The organism is Kocuria salina (assembly GCF_013368965.1).
GTDB lineage: Bacteria > Actinomycetota > Actinomycetes > Actinomycetales > Micrococcaceae > Kocuria > Kocuria rosea.
The window spans coordinates 360830-377329 of the sequence record NZ_SSSF01000004.1; the positions used below are offsets into that span (position 1 = coordinate 360830).

Consider the following 16500-nt stretch of genomic DNA (forward strand, 5'->3'; position numbering starts at 1 on the left):
AGCTTCAGGGGTGGGCTTGAGACGTGGCGTGCCGCCGGCGGACCCAGCGTGCAGTGGCCGCTGCCGCTGCGGCGGCGCCAGCAACGACCGCTGATGCCAGCAGCGCCAACACGCTCAGGAAGACGACCGTGCCGGCGATGTCGCGCAGGGCCTGTCCGGGCGGCAGGTCTCCCGGGGTGAACCAGCCGTTGTTCCACACCAGCACCGGGGTGCCCAGCAACGCGGCCAGCAGGTAGGCGGCCGGCCAGAACGCATACGTCTCCACCCGGTGCCCCTCACGCCAGCCGCGCACGAGAGCCCAGGGGACGCTGAGCAGCAACGGCCCGAGCATGGCGACGAGAGGGGCACCGATCACGGCCCCTCCACCCTTGGGGGCGGTGACGATGATCAGCCACAGGCCCGCGGCGAAAGCCAGCGCCAGCACCACCGCCCACAGCAGGATGCGCAGACCCAACCACAGCACCGCCCTCGGCCCGGGGCGCGGGGCAACCGGTGGCCGTGGGTGCTCAGATGCGTGCTCGTTCATCGGTTCTCCCCTCGTGGATGAAGTGGGCCACCGCCAGCAGGGCCGCAATGTCCGTCATGGGCGCGGAGTCCTCTCACAATCCCTAATGGGCTCAGCCACGGCGAAGTCCGTGCCCCCGGCCGGGATCGTGGGGTCGTTCCTCGGCGTGTAGGAAGGTGAGGAAGACCCAGCTGCGGCGGGCCCTGCTGATGAGAACGAGGGCGAACACGGTCAGCAGCCCGGCGATGAACCCCCAGAAGGACGACCAGCGCAGCACCCCGGTGAGGGCGAACGCCACCGCGGCATAAAAGACGAACGCCGCGAGTTCGATCCGCCAGATGGCCACCGCGCCAGCGGCGGCCCGCAACTGGGGGTCCTGCGGCACGGTGACGGTCGAGGAGGCACTGCCGAGGATCCACCCCACCCGATCACGGGCCACGTACTGGGTGGGACGCGGACCCGGTACGTGCGTGCGCCGGGAGACCGAGTTCACCAGCAGGATGTAGGCCAGGGACACGGCCGAGGTCCACAGGCCGCGTTGGTCCTCGCGCAGGACTCCGAACTGCCACCAGACCAGCAACGGCAGACCGACCACCAACAGAGCACCCACCCAGAGGCTGCCCCGAAGAACCCGCAAAGCCGAGGGGATCGGGGTGCTGTCGACCTGTGGAGACGCCCCCTCCTTCGTACGCCCGTCCTGGTCCATGGTGCCGAAGCTACCGCCTGGCACAGCCGGACGTCTCGACACAGAAGAGGGGGCCAGCCTCCGCAGTCGGGCGGATTCCTCACCGGAGGGCCGGCCGCAGAGCGCACAGCGGCGAGCTCGTCGTGCTTCCAAGCTGAGGCCACAGTTGCCGCGCCGGCGGCGAACCAGACGGTCAGGAGGGCGCCGTCGCCTCTCTAAATATGGCTGGCTACCAATCACTTCTCGGAAGTTCGGCGTTGCAGCGGGGGTTCATATGCCCGCCGCGCTGGTTCCCGTTGCGGACGCAGGTGTCTGCAGCGGTTCACGGCGGGATCGGTCGTCGTTTGGCGCTGAGGGGCCGAGCGCAGCGTCTTGGCGGACTCCGTCTGCGTCGTCTGTATGGTTTGGACGGTTTCGGTCTTGACACCGCAGCGACAGAATTTCAAGGTGGCGTCAGACCGTTGCGACGTCGGTGGAGTCGCGCATCTGGGGGATGCCATGCACAGCCATCCATCCGAGAACCACCCCGGTGATTCCGGGGCCCAGCCAGGGGGTACTCCTGAGTGGTTGGCGGAGGCGGTGATGACCATGATGCGCACCGGGCGCATCCCGGGACTGTCCCTGGTCGTGGTCGACTCACAGCGGTCGTTGTACGCCGGCGGGTTCGGAACTGCTGACCTGGCCACGGAGGCGCCCGCGACTCCGGCCACGGTGTATCTGTGGTTCTCCATGACCAAGATCGTGACCGCCACGGCCGCCATGACCCTGGTCGAGGACGGTCGCCTCGAGCTGGACGCCCCGGTGGCCGACTACGTGGACTGTCTGCGCGCCCCGCGTGCCTCCCAGCCCACGGTAGGGCAGCTGCTGACCCACACCGCGGGGTTGTCCAATCCTCTGCCGCTGCGATGGGTGCACCCGGCCGAGCAGGAGCCGCCGGCGGCCGAGGACCTGCTGCGGTCCGTGATGAGGCGACCGCGCGCCTACCGCCACGCCCCGGGGCACAGGGCCCGATACACCAACGTCGGCTATCTTGCGCTGGTTCAGATCATCGAAGCCGTGAGCGGTATGCCGGTGACGTCCTATCTGCGGCAAGCCGTGCTGGATCCGGTGGGCATGACCAGCACCGGGTTCACCTACCGCCCGGAGGCACCAGCCGCAACCGGTTGTGTGCGCGCCCCGCGCGCCGCCGATCCGCTGCTGCGCCGTCTGCTCCCACCCGGGGTGGCCGGGACGCGTCACGGCGCCTACCTGGGCCTGCGGCCCTTCTACGTCGACGGAGCCGCCTACGGCGGTCTGGTCGGCGACGTGACGGATGCCGGACGGTTTCTGCGGCTGCACCTGGGTGATGGCCAGATCGACGGGCACCGCATCCTGTCCGCTGAGACGGCCCGATCCATGCGAGTGATCGAGCACCCGGGGAAGCCCTTCGACCACGGCATCGGCTGGTTCCGCCGCCCCACCCAGGAAACGGGGCAGTGGGTCGAGCACTTCGGGGCCGGCGCCGGATTCTGGAACGTCATGCGTCTCTACCCAGAACACGGCCTGGGCATCGTGGTCATGACCAACAGCACCACGAGCTACGACTTCGAGCCTCTCTTCGGCCTCCTCACGACCGCCTCCTGGTCGTAGCAGGCCCGGGGTATGTCCGTGAGGGGGGGCGTGGGCGTCCGTCGTGCGGCGGCGCCCGGCTCCCACGATCCGTGCGGGCGGACGGCGAGCGGCACCGTGACCGCTCAGGGGTTCGTGGTGATGTCCCCGCCGAGCTCGTCCCGGAGCTGCTGCAGCGGGGCCGCGTCCCTCGAGATGACGACCCAGTTGTCCGCGTGCAGGAAGGAGGCGCCCTGCTCGCTGCTGAGGGTGTTCAACAGCCCCTCCATGCGCTCCTCGGAGTCCGTGACGGCCATGGCCATGCGTCCGTTGGCGCAGTCCAGGTAGGTGGTCTCCGGGTCGGCCGGGGCGCGCAGCTGGTCCGTGCCCGGGCAGTCGATGCCGGCCCCGACGACGTCGTCGCGCAGCGCCGTCGCGTCCTCGTAGGCGGCCCCGCCGGCCACCATCGCCTGGATGTCGTCGGCGGTCGGCGCGCAGCCGGTCAGGGCGAGGGCGGAGAGAGCGAGCAGAGCGGGAACGGGTCGGCGCATGGGACGTCCTGTCGTCGAGGGGATCGGGTGGCGTGCTGGGGCGGGCGTGCGGACGGGGGCGGGCCCGGGTCCGGTGCGCGGTGCGCCGTCCGGCGGCGCCGCGCTCACGGGGCGGCCCCCTGCTCCGGACGGTGGTGCTCGTCGAGGACACGGGTGAGGACCCGGCCCGGGGTGTGCCGGTACTCGGGGTCGATGCGCTCGAGCACGGCGACGATCGCCTCGACGTCGTAGACCACGGACGGGTCACCGCCGTGGTGGCTCCAGCGGCGCTCGGCCACCCACGCCCACACGTGCACGGGCCGGCACCGCCGGCAGGTCCCGTGCTCCGCGGTGAGACAGTCGGGCCCCACCGGCTGGTTGAGCCCGGCGATCTCCGCGGGAGTGCGCCGGTGGCGCTCCACCACGACCCAGAATCTCTCGTCGGGGATCCGGGAGAGGTCCGAGCTCAGACCGGCCAGGGCTTCTCGCGCCCGGACCACGTCGTAGTAGAAGTCCGGCCTCGACCAGGGCGGGACGCGGTGCCGGGCGCGCAGCGCCTCGGCCACAGCCGCCTCCTGCGCCGCGGCGATCTCGGCCGCCGTCCGCGGCGACGGGTCCGCGGCCGAGCGCCAGAGGCCGTCGAACAGGGCGGCGCCCTCGGTGCAGGCCTGACGGACCAGCAGCGTGCCGACGTCCGGGGAGCGCCGCTGGGACCAGAGCGCCCCGGAGAGCCGCTCGTAGACCTGTCCGTCGTCCAGGGTGAAGCTCCTCCGGTCGGCGGCCACGACCACACGGCGGGTGGTGGGCTCCCCGGTGGCTCCGGTGCGGGCGGGGATAACCACCGCGCGCGCACCGGGGTACACGGCACCGCCCTGGTTCAGCCTCCGCCGCTCGTCCACCGTCCGGTGACCCCGGCTCAGCGGGCCGGCCGGCGCGGCCGGCTGCGGGACCCGGTCTCACCGCGGCCCGGGGCGGTGGAGACGGCCGGGGCACCGAACGGCACGAGGACCGGGTCGGTCTGCCGGGCGACGGGCTCAGCGGCCATGGTGGTGCTCCTCGTGGAGTCGGAGTCGGGGTCGACGGGCGACGCGGGCGTCCGGTGCCTGCTGGGGGAACCGTAACAGCCGCCGCGCCCGGGGCGGCGGAGGTCGTCAGGCAACGGGCCGGCGGTCCTCCCCGGCGAGGGCGCTCATGCGGTCCCCGGCGGCGTCCATGCCCAGCGAGGCGAGCACCGCGAGCGCGGCCATCCACCGGCGCGGATGGGCCGCCCCGCGGGCGACCAGCCACCGCTCGAGCATCGCGTCGATCCGCAGCGAGGCGGCCTGGACCCCGCACGTCGCCGCGCCGAGACCCAGCAGCAGCGCCGCCCGCGCCGCCACCGGCAGCCGCTGCGCCGCGACGGGGCTCCCGTCGGCCAGGGTCCCGGCCTCGGTGCCGACGTCGACGGAGTCCTCCCCGCCGGTGTTCCGGGAGAGCACCCACGCTCCTGCGCCGGCGACCAGGACTCCCGGCACCACGACGTACGCGGCGCGCACCCGGGGCGACCAGCCGGACGGGGAGACCAGCGTCAGCGCTCCGGCGGCCGCGGAGCTGGTCAGGGACAGCACGAGATTGTTCATGGTTCTACGCTACGTCCCGCGTCCCCGGTCGTCACCCGGTCCGGCCGGTCGTCGGCCTACGCTGGGGGCAGGACCGAGAGGGAGGCGGAGATGCGGATTCTCGTCGCACATGCCAGCGCACACGGGTCGACGGCGGAGATCGCCCGGCGGATCGCCGACGTGCTCCGGGACGAGGGCTCGTCGGTCGACGTCGGGCCCATGGAACAGCAGGACGGTCTCGGCGACTACGACGCCGTCGTGCTCGGCAGTGCCATCCACGACCAGGACTGGCTGCCGGTGGCCACCGCGTTCGTCCACCGCCACCAGGCCGTGCTGCGGACCCGGCCGGTGTGGCTGTTCAGCGTGGGGATGTCCGCGGCCCTGCCCCGGATCCTTCGCGGACCGGCCCGCCGCGCCCAGAGCCGGCGGCTGGCCGCGTCCCTGCGGGAGGTGGTGCACCCGCGCGGGCACCTGCTGCTGTCCGGGGTGGCGCAGGCCGAGCAGCTGCCGGGCTGGGCCGGACTCCTCCTCCGGGGGACAGGGGGGCGCTTCGGCGACCACCGGGACTGGCCCCGGATCGAGGCCTGGACCCGCGACATCGCCGGGACGCTGAGGACGGCCACCCGCGCCGGGTGATCCGCGGCCGTGCCCGCGACCTCCACCCTGGTGGAGAAGGACGTGCCCCCGAGGCCGGTGTTCCGATCGTCCGCGTCGCACGTCGGGTGGGCCCGGGTGCCCGGGGTCCCAGCCCTCGTCGAGGGGAGCGGTCGGCTCGACCGCAGCCCCGGGCGTCAGCGGCCCGGTCACGGGCACCCGTTCCCAGGAGGTCGTCGTGCCGGCAGCCGCAGCCGCGGGTCTCCCGATCGCGGTGGGACTGCTCGCCGCCTCCCTGCCCGTCGCCGTGATCATGCTGATGCTCGTCACCAGCGGGACCCGGGGCGCGGTCACCGCGTTCCTGTCCGGCTGGATCGCCGGGATCGCCGTCGTGACCGCCCTCACCGTGCTGGTCGTCGACACGACCCTGCCCCGCGACGATCCCGCGCCCTGGGTCGGCGTCCTGCGGGTCGTGCTCGGCGGCACCCTGCTGCTGCTGGGGGTCAAGCAGTGGCGGAGCCGGTCGCTCGAGGGGTCGCAGCCGGCGCGGTGGATGACCGCGGTCGACACGATGACGCCCCCGAAGGCCCTGGCCGTGGCCTTCCTGCTGGTCACGGTGAACCCGAAGAACGCGGTGCTGGTCGTCACGGGGGCGGCCGCGATCGCGACGGCCACGGCGTCCGTGGCGCACCAGGTGCTCGCGCTCCTGCTGTTCACGGGGGTCGCCAGCGCCGCGGTCGCCGCCCCGGTGCTGCTCCACGTGGTCCTGGGGGACCGGGCCGCCACGGTGCTGGCGGACGCGAAGGGGTGGATGACCGCCAACGGTTCCTGGGTGATGACCGTCGTGCTGGTCGTCATCGGCGCGGTGCTCCTCGGCAACGGTGTGAGCGGACTGCGGTCCGGCTGACCGTGACCGTGCCCCGGCCCACCCGCGGCGGCTAGGGGGCGCCCGCAGGCCCGCCGGGCCCGCGGCGCTCGCGGCGCTCGCGGCGCCGGCCCAGCTCGTGGGCGCTCACCGCCACGAGGGTCATCACGACCAGGGGCAGCACGAATGAGACCATCACGGAGCTGAACCCCTCCAGGGCGTCGTGCTCGGTGGCCGCCAGTAGCACGTACCCGGTGTAGGCGAAGTACAGGACCAGGAACAGACCGCCCTCCCAGCGGGCCACGGCGAACCCGGTGAAGGCGATGGGCAGCAGCGCCACCACGGCGGCCGGCATCACCGGGATGTCCAGGGCCACGGCCGCCGCCGGTACCGGCAGGCCGCCATCGACGAGGATCGCCGGCACCCCGAGCACCAGTCCGAGGTTCAGCAGGCAGCTGCCCACGACGTTGCCGATGGCGAGATCCCGCTGTCCCCGGCGGACCGCGACGACGGACGCGGCCAGTTCGGGCAGGGACGTCCGGAGGGCGACCACCGTGAGACCGACGACGAGGCCGCTGACGCCCAGGGCCGTGGCGACGTCGACCGCCCCCTCGACGAGGACCGTGGCCCCGGCCACGAGCAGCCCCACCCCCACCACGACGAGCACGATCGAGACGCCGGCCGAGGCCTCCCCGGCCGGTGGCCCGTCGACACCGGGTGCGGCGGGCGGCCGGTCCGGCGGAGGGTCCGGCGCCCCGGCGGGGGAGGCGGCGTCCCGGCGGCCGATCAGCACCGTCAGGACCCCGTGGACGACCACCGCCGCGAGCAGCACCGTGCCGTCCGTGCCGCTGACCCGGCCGTCCAGGGACACGAGCGCAACGTCATGCCGAGCACGATGCGCCCCACGTCCAGGACCGTCATGGGCGCCGGTCCAGAGCCGCCGCTCGGGGGGACAGGGGCAGTGCGCGGCATCCGTCACGGCACGGGTGCTGCGCGGACGCGGACAGGATCTGTCCGCCACGGGGAGGACACTGGACCTGTCACCGGACGCTGCGCCGGAGGCGCCCCGACCAGGAGGTAACCGCCATGACCGACCTCGACGTCGCCGCCTGTGCCGCCGACCAGATCGACCGGCACTGGACCCACCAGCTGCGGCCCCGCCTCGCCGGCCTGACCGACGAGGAGTACTTCTTCGACCCCACCGGCGGGTCCGCGTGGACAATCCATCCCCGGGCCGAGGAACGCACCGCGATGCAGACGGGCCGCGGGGAGCTCGTGCTGGACTTCGCCTTCCCCGAACCGGTGCCGGCGCCGTTCACGACCATCGCCTGGCGGCTGGCGCACGTCGTCGTCGGGGTCCTCGCCGCGCGCAGCCACGGGCACTTCGCCGGGCCCGAGGCGTCCTACCAGAGCTGGGCGTACGCCGGGACCGCGGAGGAGGCGCTGGCCCAGCTCGACCGCGAGTTCGCCCGCTGGACGGCCGGCGTGCACTCGCTGACGGACGCGGACCTGGCGCGCCCGTGCGGCCCGGTGGAGGGCCCGTACGCGGACCTGCCGATGCTCGCTCTCGTGCTGCACATCAACCGCGAGCTGATCCACCACGGCGCGGAGCTCGCCCTGCTGCGCGACCTGTACGCCCACACCCGCTGAGCCCCGCGCCGCACGACACCTCAGGAGCCCACCGTGCCCTTCCTCACTCCCACCGTCACCGACGAGCGCGACGCCCTGGCGGCCTTCGCGAGCCAGCAGATCCGCCAGGTCGCCACCACTCTCCAGGGCCTCGACGCCGAGCAGCTGCGGGCGACCCCCTCGGCGAGCGCCATGAGCCTGGGCGCGCTGGCCCGGCACGTCCTGTTCATCGGCGGGCACGGTCCGTTCGCAGTGCTCACGGATCCCGGCCGGACCTCCGGGGAGCCGCTGGACGAGGCCGGCTGGGCCGCCGGGGCGATCCTGCCGGAGGCCGTGCGCCCGGAGGACACCGCCGAGTCCCTGGGCGCGGCCCTGTACGCGCTGGCCGACCGCGTCGAGGCCGGCCTGCGCACCGCGGACCCGGAGGCCCGCATCCCCGTCCCGGACGCCCCGTGGTTCCCGCGGGACCTGGGGACGTGGCCCGCCCGGTGGGTGGCGCTGCACATGGTCGAGGAGAACGCCCGGCACGCCGGGCACGCCGACATCCTGCGCGAGTCCCTCGACGGGCGGACCGCCTACGAGCTCAACGCCCTGGCGGACGGGGAGCCGTGGAGCCCGCAGGACTGACCGGCCGGAGGGGGCTACTCGTCGTCCGATGGGCGCCCGGTCCCCGCCTCCGGGTCCTCCGGCGGCGGGGCGTCGTCCTCGGCCTCCTCGGGGGGAGCGCCGGCGCGCCGGTTGCTCTCGTCGGTGGTGGCGGTCAGCCAGGTCTCGTCGCGGACGCCCAATCCCTCCTGGCTCGTCTCCGCCCAGGCCTCGTCGCGGTCCGCGGGCTCGGGGTAGCGGTCCATCTCCGGCTCCTGTCCTGCTCGACGGTGATGGCCCGATCCTATGCCCGGGCCCGGCATCCCGCGCACGGCGTCCTGCGCCCGGCCGGGGATCTCCTCAGCCGCCCTCGAGGAGCCGGCGCAGCGTCAGGGCGTTGCGCACGGCGTGGCCGTCGCCGTCGTTGTTGAAGTACGCGTAGACCTCGCGGCCGCCGTGGTGCCACTCCCGGATCCGGTCGGCCCACCAGGCCAGGTCCTCGTCCGAGTAGGAGCCGGCGTAGAGGTGGTGGTGGTCGGGGCCGTGGAAGCGGACGTAGACGAACGGGGCGGTGGCCTCGAGGACGCAGGGCAGCCCGGCCCCGCTCATCACGCAGTACGCCGCGCCGTGGCGCCGGAGCAGCTCGAAGACCTCCGGGTGCACCCAGCTGTCGTGGCGGAACTCCACGGCGACGGGCAGCCAGTCCGGCAGCCCGGCCAGGAACCAGTCGAGGCGAGCGTCGTCGCGGGCCTGCGCCGGCGGGAGCTGGACGAGCAGCACGCCGCGCCGGTCCCGCAGCTCGTGCCAGGACTCGGCGATCCGCCGGCTCCAGGTCTCGGGCGCGTAGAGCTTCTTCGCGTGCGTCAGTCCGCGGGGGGCCTTCACCGTCATCCGGAAGCCCTCCGGCAGGCGCCGGTTCCAGCCGGCGAAGGTGCTGCTGCGCGGCCAGCGGTAGAAGCTGGCGTTGAGCTCCACGGTGGAGAAGGCCCGGGTGTAGATCTCCAGGCGCTTGGCCGGGGCCGTGCCGGGGGGATAGAGGACGTGCTCCCAGTGGTCGTAGCTCCACCCGGAGGTGCCGATGTGCCAGCCCATGGGCTCCAGGGTAGCTGCGGAGGGCGCCGGGTCCGGCCGTCGCGCCGGGCGCCGGCCGGCCGCGCGGCGGACGTAGGGTGTTCACCGGCACGCACGGCGCCCCCGCCGAGCACCCCGCACGACCCCAGGAGAACGCTCATGACCACCCTCGCCCCCCGGCCCGCCGGGACCCGCTGATGGCGAAGCTCTACTTCCGGCACGGGGCGATGAACTCCGGCAAGTCCACCGTGCTGATCCAGGCCGCGCACAACTACGAGGAGCGCGACCAGACGGTCCTCGTCGCCAAGCCCGCGATCGACTCGAAGGGCGCGGACACCGTGGTCTCACGGCTGGGGGAGTCCCGGCGGGTCGACCTGCTGCTGGCCCCGGAGGACGGGGCGCGCGAGCGCTTCCGGGCCGCTGTGCGGGAGCGCGGACCGGTGCACTGCCTGCTGGTGGACGAGGCGCAGTTCCTCGCCCCGGCCCAGGTCGACGACCTGCTGCGCATCGCGGTGCTCGACGGCGTCCCGGTGCTGGCCTACGGGCTGCGCACCGACTTCCGCACGGAGGCGTTCCCGGGCGCGGCGCGCCTGCTGGCCGTGGCCCACACGGTCGAGGAGCTGCGCACGATCTGCCGCTGCGGGTCCAAGGCGATGTTCAACGCCCGCACGGTGGACGGGGAGCCTGTCTTCGAGGGCGACCAGGTGGCCATCGACGGCGTGTCCGTGTCCTACGAGTCGATGTGCGCCGGCTGCTACCTCCGGCACTCCGGCGGGCGCCTGGGCTGAGCCCGGGACCCGGCGGGCCGGCCCGGGGACGGCGTCAGGGGGTGACGTCCCGGTCGTCCTCGCGGCCGTGCCGGTCGACGACCGCCCAGAACAGGTCCTCGGGGATCGCCTCGAGGTCGGGGTGCAGGGCGGCGAGCTCGTCGATGATGGCGGCCACGTCGTAGTGGGCGTGCACGTCGCCGCGCCGGGCGAGCCGGTTCGAGGCGATCAGGCCCTCGACGTAGGCGGTGTGGTCGGAGTCGGTGAACGTGCTCAGGACCGCGTCCGCCCACAGCTGCTCGAAGGCCGGGTGGCCCTCGGTGACGAGCCGGACCGGGGCGTGCGCGCCGTCGGGCTCGGCGGGGTCGGCCTCCGGGGCGTCCCGCACCGGTCCGGTGGTCTTGGCGAACCGGGTGCCGTCGTCGACCGTGACGGTCCGGTCGGTCTCGTCGACGACGGTGTGCCGCTCGGTGCGCAGGACGGGGCCGCCGCGGACCACCACGGCGCGGGTGCCGACGCCGGTGGCTCCGCCGACGTGGTGGTGCTGGCTCACGGCGACCTCCTGGGGTCTGCGCTGCGGGGGCGGCCGATCCGCCGGGTGCCTGATGCGCAGAACCTAGCAGGCGGCGCCGACCGCCGGAAGCCTCCGGGAACGCGGACGGCGCCGCCGGAGGGGCTCCGGCGGCGCCGAGGGCGCGGGGTGGACCGGGGCTCAGCCGCCGAGCAGCACCGCGCGGACCAGGTCGAAGAACATGCCGAGGATGGCCGTGAAGTTGGGGTTGAAGAACGCGTCGAACTCGCCGACCAGTCTGATCATGACAGTTCCTTCCGAGGGGGGTGGGTGGGGCCCGGGCCGGGCGTGGATCCGGCCCGGGCCCGAGCCTACCGGGGGTGTTCACGGAAGCACATGGCCTTTCGGCCAGTTCCCGCCCCGGGCCGGCCGGACGCCGGGACCCGTCAGGGGGCGGGGGTGCCGGTGGAGGACGCTCGGCGCGCGTCGTCGTGCGCCGCTGTCTCCTGCGCCGCGGCCTCCATTGCGGCGGCCTCCTTCGCTGCGGCCTCGTGCGCGGCGGCCTCCGCGCCGCCGATGGCCTCGCCGCGGGCCACCATGCCGGCGGTGTCGGAGAGGGGGATCTGCTTGAGGAACACCGCGAGCACGAAGGCCAGCAGCATGAAGGGGACGAGGTACCAGAACACCGGGGCGAGGGAGTCGGCGTACGCGGTGACGATGCCCTCGCGGACGGGCTCGGGCAGCTGTGCCAGGGTCTGCGGGTCCAGGGTGGCGGTCGCCTCCCCGGCCTGGGCGGCGGAGGCGCCGGCGCCGGTGAAGACCGCCGTGAGCTGCTCCGAGAGGTTGTTGGTGAAGATCGCCCCGAAGATCGCCACGCCGAGGGCCGCGCCGACCTCGCGGAAGTAGTTGTTGGTGCTGGTGGCGGTGCCCACCATGGACGGGTCCACGGCGTTCTGCACCACGAGGACGATGACCTGCATGATCAGGCCCAGGCCCGCGCCGAGCACGAGGAGGTAGACGCAGATCAGCCAGATGGGCGTCTCGGCCGCCAGCGTGGTCATGGCGAGCATGGCCGAGGCCGTGACGAGCGTGCCCGCCAGCGGGTAGCCCCTGTACCGGCCGGTGCGGGAGATCCTGAGGCCGGACCAGATCGAGGTGCCCATCAGCCCGACCATCATGGGGACCATGAGCAGCCCGGACTCCGCCGCCGAGGTGCCGGAGGACATCTGCAGGAACGTGGGCACGAACGCGATGGCGGCGAACATCCCCAGCCCCAGGGTGAGGCCGATCGCGGTGGCGTTGACGAACACCGGGTTGCGGAACAGGCCCAGGGGGATGATCGGGTCCTCGGCCCGGGTCTCGTTCCAGACGAACAGCGCCGTGGCCACGACCATGCCGCCCGCCCAGGCCCAGGTGGCGGCCGCGCCCCAGCCGTGCTCGGCGTTGCCGCCGAACTCGGTGAAGAAGATGAGACAGGTCGTCGCCACGGACAGCAGCAGCACGCCGGCCACGTCGATCCTGCGGGTCGCGCGCTTGTGCGGGAGGGTCAGGGTGAACCACGCGATGGCGAAGGCGGCGATGCCGATGGGGATGTTGATGTAGAAGGCCCACTGCCAGGTGAGGTGGTCCACGAAGTAGCCGCCGAGCAGCGGCCCCGCCACGGCGGAGAGCCCGAAGATGCCGCCGAGCGGGCCCATGTACTTGCCGCGCTCGGAGGCCGGGACGATGTCCGCGATGATCGCCTGGGAAAGGATCATCAGTCCTCCGCCGCCGAGCCCCTGCAGCGCGCGGAAGGTCACGAACTGCCAGAAACCGGTGGCCAGGGCGCAGCCCACCGACGCGAGGGTGAACAGGGCGATGGCGACCAGGAAGAGGTTGCGCCGGCCCAGGACGTCGCCGAACTTGCCGTAGACGGGCATCACGATGGTGGTGGCCAGCAGGTAGGCCGTGGTGATCCAGGCCTGGTGCTCCACGCCGCCCAGCTCCCCGACGATGGTCGGCATGGCGGTGGAGACGATCGTCTGGTCGAGGCTGGCGAGCATCATCCCGGCGATGAGGGCGGAGAAGATGATCCAGATCCGCTTCTGGGTCAGCACCAGCAGCGGGGCGTCCTGCGCGACCGCGGGCGGGGTGGTGGTCATGGGCTTCCTTCGGTGTCCGGGGACGGGTCAGAGGTGTCGGGGGGAGTGGCTGAGCGGGTGTCCGCGGCGGTGTCCGGCGTCGTCTGCGGGGCGGTGGCGCCGGGGGAGAGCAGGGCCCCGGCGAGGCGGACGTTGCGGGCCAGCAGCTCCGCGAACTCCTCCAGGGGCGGGGACTCGTCCGGGTCGGCGCCGGCCGGCCGGGTCTCGAGGAGCTCGTGGACGGTGTGCCCGGCGAGGTGGGAGACGACGGCGGCGGCCACGCCGGGGAACGGGTCCCGCTCCCCGCAGCCCTGCCGGCGCGCGATGAGCTCCGTCAGCTCGGCCAGCCGGCGTTCCATGGTCTCGGTGAGCCGCTGGAGCAGCACGGGCTCGCGGCGCAGGACGTCCAGCAGCAGGGTCCGGTCGTGGGGGCCCTCCAGCAGGGCGAAGGAGCGCACGACCAGCTCCTGCAGGGCGCTCAGCAGCGGCGCTCCGTCCGGGGCGGAGCCCCCGGCCACGAACTCCTCGCCGAAGGCCTCGAGCGGGTCCCGGGCCGGGGTGCCCAGCACGGCGTCGTCCTTGGAGGCGAAGTAGTTGAAGAAGCTCCGCCGGGAGATCCCGACCTGCGCGCAGAGCTCGTCCACGGTGAACCCCGCCAGCCCGCGCTCGGCGGTCAGCCGGCGCGCGCCGGCGATGAGGGAGCGGCGGGTCCGGCGCATGCGCTGCTCCCGTGCGCCCGCCGTCACCGGAGGCGCCCGAGATCGACTTGATGTTGCACTCACGACATCATAGTGCAATTTTGTGGCGGGTGGTGCCCGGTGCGCCGTCGTGCCCCCGTCCGTACGCTGGACCACGTCGGCGCACGACCGGAGGAGACCCGTCATGGCTCAGGAACCGGACCCCCGCCCGCGGCTGATCGGGCTGCACGGGCGCAAGCAGTCGGGCAAGGACACGTGCGGCGACCGCCTCGTGGTCGCGCACGGCTACGCACGGGTGGCCTTCGCGGACCCGCTGCGGCTGTTCCTCACCGAGCTGGACCCTCTCGTGGGCGTCCGGGACGGCCGGCTCGTGCGGCTCGCCACGGTGCTGGCGGAGGCCGGCGGCGACTGGGGTCTGCTCAAGGACGAGGCGCGGGACCCGGTGCACCGGGAGATCCGGACGCTGCTGCAGAAGGTCGGCAACGAGGCCGGCAAGGCCGTCTTCGGGGAGACGGTGTGGGCGGACCGCGGGCTGGAGACCGCCCGCCGGCTGGGCGGGCCGGTCGTGTTCACGGACGTGCGCTTCGACGTCGAGGCAGAGGCCATCACGGCCGCCGGGGGCCGGGTGGTGCACGTGGTGCGCCCCGGGGCTCCCGCCCCGGAGGACCCGCACCCCTCGGAGGCCGGCATCGACCCGCGCTGGATCACCGCCGTCCTCGTCAACGACGGGACGGTCGAGCAGCTCTGGGCGAAGGTCGACGCGCTGGTGCTCAGCCGGCCGGGTGCCCCGGGGTGAGCCCCACGAGCTCGGCGCTGCGCCGCCACAGGGCGTCCGCGAGCGCGTCGTCGGCCGCGCGGGACGGGGCGCGGGCGGGCCGCCTCTTCTCGAAGTAGCCCCCGGAGCGCCAGTCCTCGCCGGCGGCGCCCTCGGCCAGCCACACCAGGGTCTCCGCGCCCCGTTCCGGGGTGATCATGAGCCGGCGGCCCAGGCGGGTGCGGTACAGGAACCGCAGGGGGGTGGTGGTGCCCGAGGCGAAGTTCGTCGCGACGCCCCCGGGGTGGAACGCCGCGGCGGCGAGGCCGTGCGGCCCGTGCCGGCGGTCGAGACCGCGAGTGAAGAGGATGTTGGCGAGCTTCGTGTCCCCGTAGGCCCCCTGCGGGGACCAGCGCCGGTCGTCGACGAGGACCTCCGGCGAGAGCCGGCCGATGCGGGCCGCGACGCTGGACGTGCTGAGCACCGCCGCGCCGTCCGCCACGAGCCGGTCGAGCAGCAGGTGGGTGAGCAGGAAGGGCGCCAGGTGGTTGACCTGCCACGTCATCTCGTGCCCGTCGGGCGTCAGCTCGCGGCGGTCGAAGATCCCGCCGGCGTTGTTGACCAGCACGTCGATCCGCGGGGCGGACTCCTGCAGCTCCCGGGCGAGCCGGCGCACGTCGTCGAGCCGCGCGAAGTCCGCGGTGAAGTGCCGGAGCCCGAGGGGCTCGGCCACCGCCGCGGTCTTCTCGCCCGATCGCCCGACGACGACGACGTCGTGGCCCCGTCCCGCCAGCTCGCGGGCGGCGGCGGCCCCGATGCCGTCGCTCGCGCCGGTGATCACGACCGTGCGCCGCCCCTTGCGCCGATGGGCGTGCTGCTCGCGGTGCTGGTCCTCGTCGTGCTGGTCCATGGTGGCCTCCTCGGTCGAGCCGGAATCCCGGTCAGCATAGCGACGCACCCTGGGCCGCCGGACGGAATAAGCGCGCGGGCGGAGCCGTTGCGGCACGCACGACGGAAAACACCCGGACAGGCACCACAGCTGAGGAGCTGACCATCATGGCCCGTGTTCTGATGATCGTCTCGGCGGCCGACTCCCTCACCATGCGGGACGGCACCGAGCACCCCACCGGCTTCTGGGCGGAGGAACTCGTCGTCGCCCACCGAGCGCTGCGCCGGGCCGGGCACACCGTCGACATCGCCACCCCCGGCGGTCGCCGGCCCACCGTGGACCGGGTCAGCCTCTCCCCGGACGTCACCGGGGGCCAGGAGCGGGCCGACGAGTTCCGCACCTACCTGGAGGAGATCGACGCCGAGCTCACCGCCCCCCGCGTCCTGGCCGAGGTCGACGAGCACGACTACGACGCCGTGGTCCTGCCCGGCGGCCACGGTCCCATGGCGGACCTCGTCCACGACCCCTCGCTCGGCCGGATCCTGGCCTCCTCGGACCGGACCGGCCGGCTCATCGCCCCCTTCTGCCACGGCCCCGCCGCCCTGCTCAGCGCCCAGGACGACGGGACGTTCCTCTTCGCGGGCCGCCGGCTGACCGCCTTCACCAACGAGGAGGAGCTCGGCGGCGGCACCGGGGAGAACACCCCCTGGTTCCTGGAGACCGTGCTCCGGGAGAAGGGGGCCGTCGTGGAGACCGGCCCCGCGTGGTCCAGCCACGTCATCCGCGACGCCAACCTGATCACCGGTCAGAACCCCCAGTCGAGTCAGGCCGTCGCCGACGTCCTCGTGGAGGCGCTCGCCGAGTGACCCCCGGCCGCAGAGGCACCGGCGGCGGTGGGAGCCGCCGGGCTCAGGCGCTGACGGGCGTCCTCCCGGCCAGGGCGAGGCCGCGGGCGGCGACCACCGCGTCCCGGAACTCCGGGAAGGTGCGGCGGACGGCGTGCCCGCCGCCGGCCGGGACGAAGGTCATGGCCCACCGGTTCCGGCGGAGCCGGTGGAAGGGCACGGCGACGATCTCCACGGAGGGCAGGGCATCGGGGCGCTGAGCGTTCA

At 73.8% G+C, this 16500-nt stretch carries 22 protein-coding genes; 8 read left to right on the top strand and 14 right to left on the bottom strand.

Going from position 1 to position 16500, the window contains the following annotated elements; all coding sequences use genetic code 11:
• Window positions 1–4 precede the first annotated feature (4 nt).
• Together E7Z53_RS10765 and E7Z53_RS10770 are read right to left on the bottom strand one after the other, a co-directional pair.
• Window positions 5–526 (bottom strand): hypothetical protein, encoded by a 522-nt coding sequence (locus tag E7Z53_RS10765; RefSeq protein ID WP_176337737.1) that lies wholly within the window; start codon window positions 524–526, stop codon window positions 5–7.
• A 91-nt stretch (window positions 527–617) separates the two neighbouring features.
• Entirely contained in the window at window positions 618–1115 is a 498-nt protein-coding gene (locus tag E7Z53_RS10770; RefSeq protein ID WP_146202113.1) for a hypothetical protein, read from the bottom strand.
• Between the two features lie 657 nt (window positions 1116–1772).
• Here E7Z53_RS10770 and E7Z53_RS10775 point away from each other — a divergent pair.
• Entirely contained in the window at window positions 1773–2819 is a 1047-nt protein-coding gene (locus E7Z53_RS10775) for a serine hydrolase domain-containing protein (RefSeq protein WP_109222726.1), read from the top strand.
• 104 nt (window positions 2820–2923) lie between these two features.
• On the opposite strand, the gene E7Z53_RS10780 is transcribed toward E7Z53_RS10775, so the two are convergent.
• From E7Z53_RS10780 to E7Z53_RS10790, 4 genes are all read right to left on the bottom strand, one after another.
• Window positions 2924–3328 carry a hypothetical protein gene (locus tag E7Z53_RS10780; RefSeq protein ID WP_095651118.1) on the bottom strand — a complete coding sequence of 135 codons (405 nt, stop codon included), beginning with the start codon at window positions 3326–3328 and terminating at the stop codon, window positions 2924–2926.
• A 104-nt stretch (window positions 3329–3432) separates the two neighbouring features.
• On the bottom strand, window positions 3433–4149 hold the full coding sequence (locus tag E7Z53_RS10785; protein ID WP_176337738.1) for a hypothetical protein: 717 nt from the start codon (window positions 4147–4149) through the stop codon (window positions 3433–3435).
• 74 nt (window positions 4150–4223) lie between these two features.
• Window positions 4224–4352, bottom strand: coding sequence for a hypothetical protein (locus tag E7Z53_RS20345; RefSeq protein WP_017833789.1), 129 nt, complete (start codon window positions 4350–4352; stop codon window positions 4224–4226).
• Between the two features lie 106 nt (window positions 4353–4458).
• A complete protein-coding gene (locus E7Z53_RS10790; RefSeq protein WP_017833790.1) occupies window positions 4459–4926 on the bottom strand; it encodes a hypothetical protein in 468 nt (155 codons plus the stop codon).
• Window positions 4927–5016: 90 nt separating this feature from the next.
• Between E7Z53_RS10790 and E7Z53_RS10795 the strand changes: the two genes are divergently transcribed.
• A complete protein-coding gene (locus tag E7Z53_RS10795; protein WP_176337739.1) occupies window positions 5017–5541 on the top strand; it encodes a flavodoxin domain-containing protein in 525 nt (174 codons plus the stop codon).
• A 196-nt stretch (window positions 5542–5737) separates the two neighbouring features.
• Window positions 5738–6406 (top strand): GAP family protein, encoded by a 669-nt coding sequence (locus tag E7Z53_RS10800; RefSeq protein WP_176337740.1) that lies wholly within the window; start codon window positions 5738–5740, stop codon window positions 6404–6406.
• A gap of 31 nt (window positions 6407–6437) precedes the next feature.
• Here the strand turns inward: E7Z53_RS10800 and E7Z53_RS10805 are convergent, their stop codons facing one another.
• Entirely contained in the window at window positions 6438–7235 is a 798-nt protein-coding gene (locus E7Z53_RS10805; protein WP_369597973.1) for a sodium:calcium antiporter, read from the bottom strand.
• A 215-nt stretch (window positions 7236–7450) separates the two neighbouring features.
• Here E7Z53_RS10805 and E7Z53_RS10810 point away from each other — a divergent pair, with 215 nt between their 5' ends.
• Together E7Z53_RS10810 and E7Z53_RS10815 are read left to right on the top strand one after the other, a co-directional pair.
• Window positions 7451–8014: a DinB family protein gene (locus E7Z53_RS10810; RefSeq protein WP_176337741.1), complete on the top strand. Its 564-nt coding sequence runs from the start codon at window positions 7451–7453 to the stop codon at window positions 8012–8014.
• A gap of 33 nt (window positions 8015–8047) precedes the next feature.
• Window positions 8048–8620 carry a mycothiol transferase gene (locus E7Z53_RS10815; protein WP_109222722.1) on the top strand — a complete coding sequence of 191 codons (573 nt, stop codon included), beginning with the start codon at window positions 8048–8050 and terminating at the stop codon, window positions 8618–8620.
• Window positions 8621–8634: 14 nt separating this feature from the next.
• Here the strand turns inward: E7Z53_RS10815 and E7Z53_RS10820 are convergent, their stop codons facing one another.
• Both E7Z53_RS10820 and E7Z53_RS10825 read right to left on the bottom strand, forming a co-directional pair.
• Entirely contained in the window at window positions 8635–8844 is a 210-nt protein-coding gene (locus E7Z53_RS10820) for a hypothetical protein (RefSeq protein ID WP_017833796.1), read from the bottom strand.
• Window positions 8845–8938: 94 nt separating this feature from the next.
• Window positions 8939–9670, bottom strand: a complete 732-nt coding sequence (locus tag E7Z53_RS10825; RefSeq protein ID WP_133410143.1) for a DUF72 domain-containing protein — start codon at window positions 9668–9670, stop codon at window positions 8939–8941.
• 176 nt (window positions 9671–9846) lie between these two features.
• Here E7Z53_RS10825 and E7Z53_RS10830 point away from each other — a divergent pair, with 176 nt between their 5' ends.
• The gene (locus E7Z53_RS10830) at window positions 9847–10437 is read left to right on the top strand and encodes a thymidine kinase (RefSeq protein WP_176337742.1); all 591 of its coding nucleotides are present in this window, start codon (window positions 9847–9849) and stop codon (window positions 10435–10437) included.
• A gap of 34 nt (window positions 10438–10471) precedes the next feature.
• On the opposite strand, the gene E7Z53_RS10835 is transcribed toward E7Z53_RS10830, so the two are convergent.
• The 3 genes from E7Z53_RS10835 to E7Z53_RS10845 all read right to left on the bottom strand — a co-directional run bounded on the left by E7Z53_RS10835 (window position 10472) and on the right by E7Z53_RS10845 (window position 13766).
• Window positions 10472–10969 (bottom strand): hypothetical protein, encoded by a 498-nt coding sequence (locus E7Z53_RS10835; RefSeq protein WP_017833799.1) that lies wholly within the window; start codon window positions 10967–10969, stop codon window positions 10472–10474.
• Between the two features lie 404 nt (window positions 10970–11373).
• The gene (locus E7Z53_RS10840) at window positions 11374–13068 is read right to left on the bottom strand and encodes an MDR family MFS transporter (RefSeq protein WP_095651107.1); all 1695 of its coding nucleotides are present in this window, start codon (window positions 13066–13068) and stop codon (window positions 11374–11376) included.
• Window positions 13065–13766 (bottom strand): TetR/AcrR family transcriptional regulator, encoded by a 702-nt coding sequence (locus tag E7Z53_RS10845; RefSeq protein ID WP_017833802.1) that lies wholly within the window; start codon window positions 13764–13766, stop codon window positions 13065–13067. Before E7Z53_RS10845 ends, E7Z53_RS10840 begins: the two co-directional genes overlap by 4 nt.
• 163 nt (window positions 13767–13929) lie before the next feature.
• Here E7Z53_RS10845 and E7Z53_RS10850 point away from each other — a divergent pair, with 163 nt between their 5' ends.
• On the top strand, window positions 13930–14541 hold the full coding sequence (locus E7Z53_RS10850) for a hypothetical protein (RefSeq protein WP_017833803.1): 612 nt from the start codon (window positions 13930–13932) through the stop codon (window positions 14539–14541).
• Here E7Z53_RS10850 and E7Z53_RS10855 read toward each other — a convergent pair.
• A complete protein-coding gene (locus tag E7Z53_RS10855; RefSeq protein WP_176337743.1) occupies window positions 14516–15409 on the bottom strand; it encodes an SDR family NAD(P)-dependent oxidoreductase in 894 nt (297 codons plus the stop codon). The two genes, E7Z53_RS10850 and E7Z53_RS10855, sit on opposite strands and share 26 nt — an antisense overlap.
• Before the next feature lie 146 nt (window positions 15410–15555).
• On the opposite strand from E7Z53_RS10855, the gene E7Z53_RS10860 reads away from it, so the two are divergent.
• The gene (locus E7Z53_RS10860) at window positions 15556–16254 is read left to right on the top strand and encodes a type 1 glutamine amidotransferase domain-containing protein (RefSeq protein WP_031283165.1); all 699 of its coding nucleotides are present in this window, start codon (window positions 15556–15558) and stop codon (window positions 16252–16254) included.
• A gap of 43 nt (window positions 16255–16297) precedes the next feature.
• On the opposite strand, the gene E7Z53_RS10865 is transcribed toward E7Z53_RS10860, so the two are convergent.
• Window positions 16298–16500, bottom strand: a 203-nt coding sequence (locus tag E7Z53_RS10865) for a hypothetical protein (RefSeq protein ID WP_176337744.1), incomplete at its 5' end; no start/stop codon positions are given.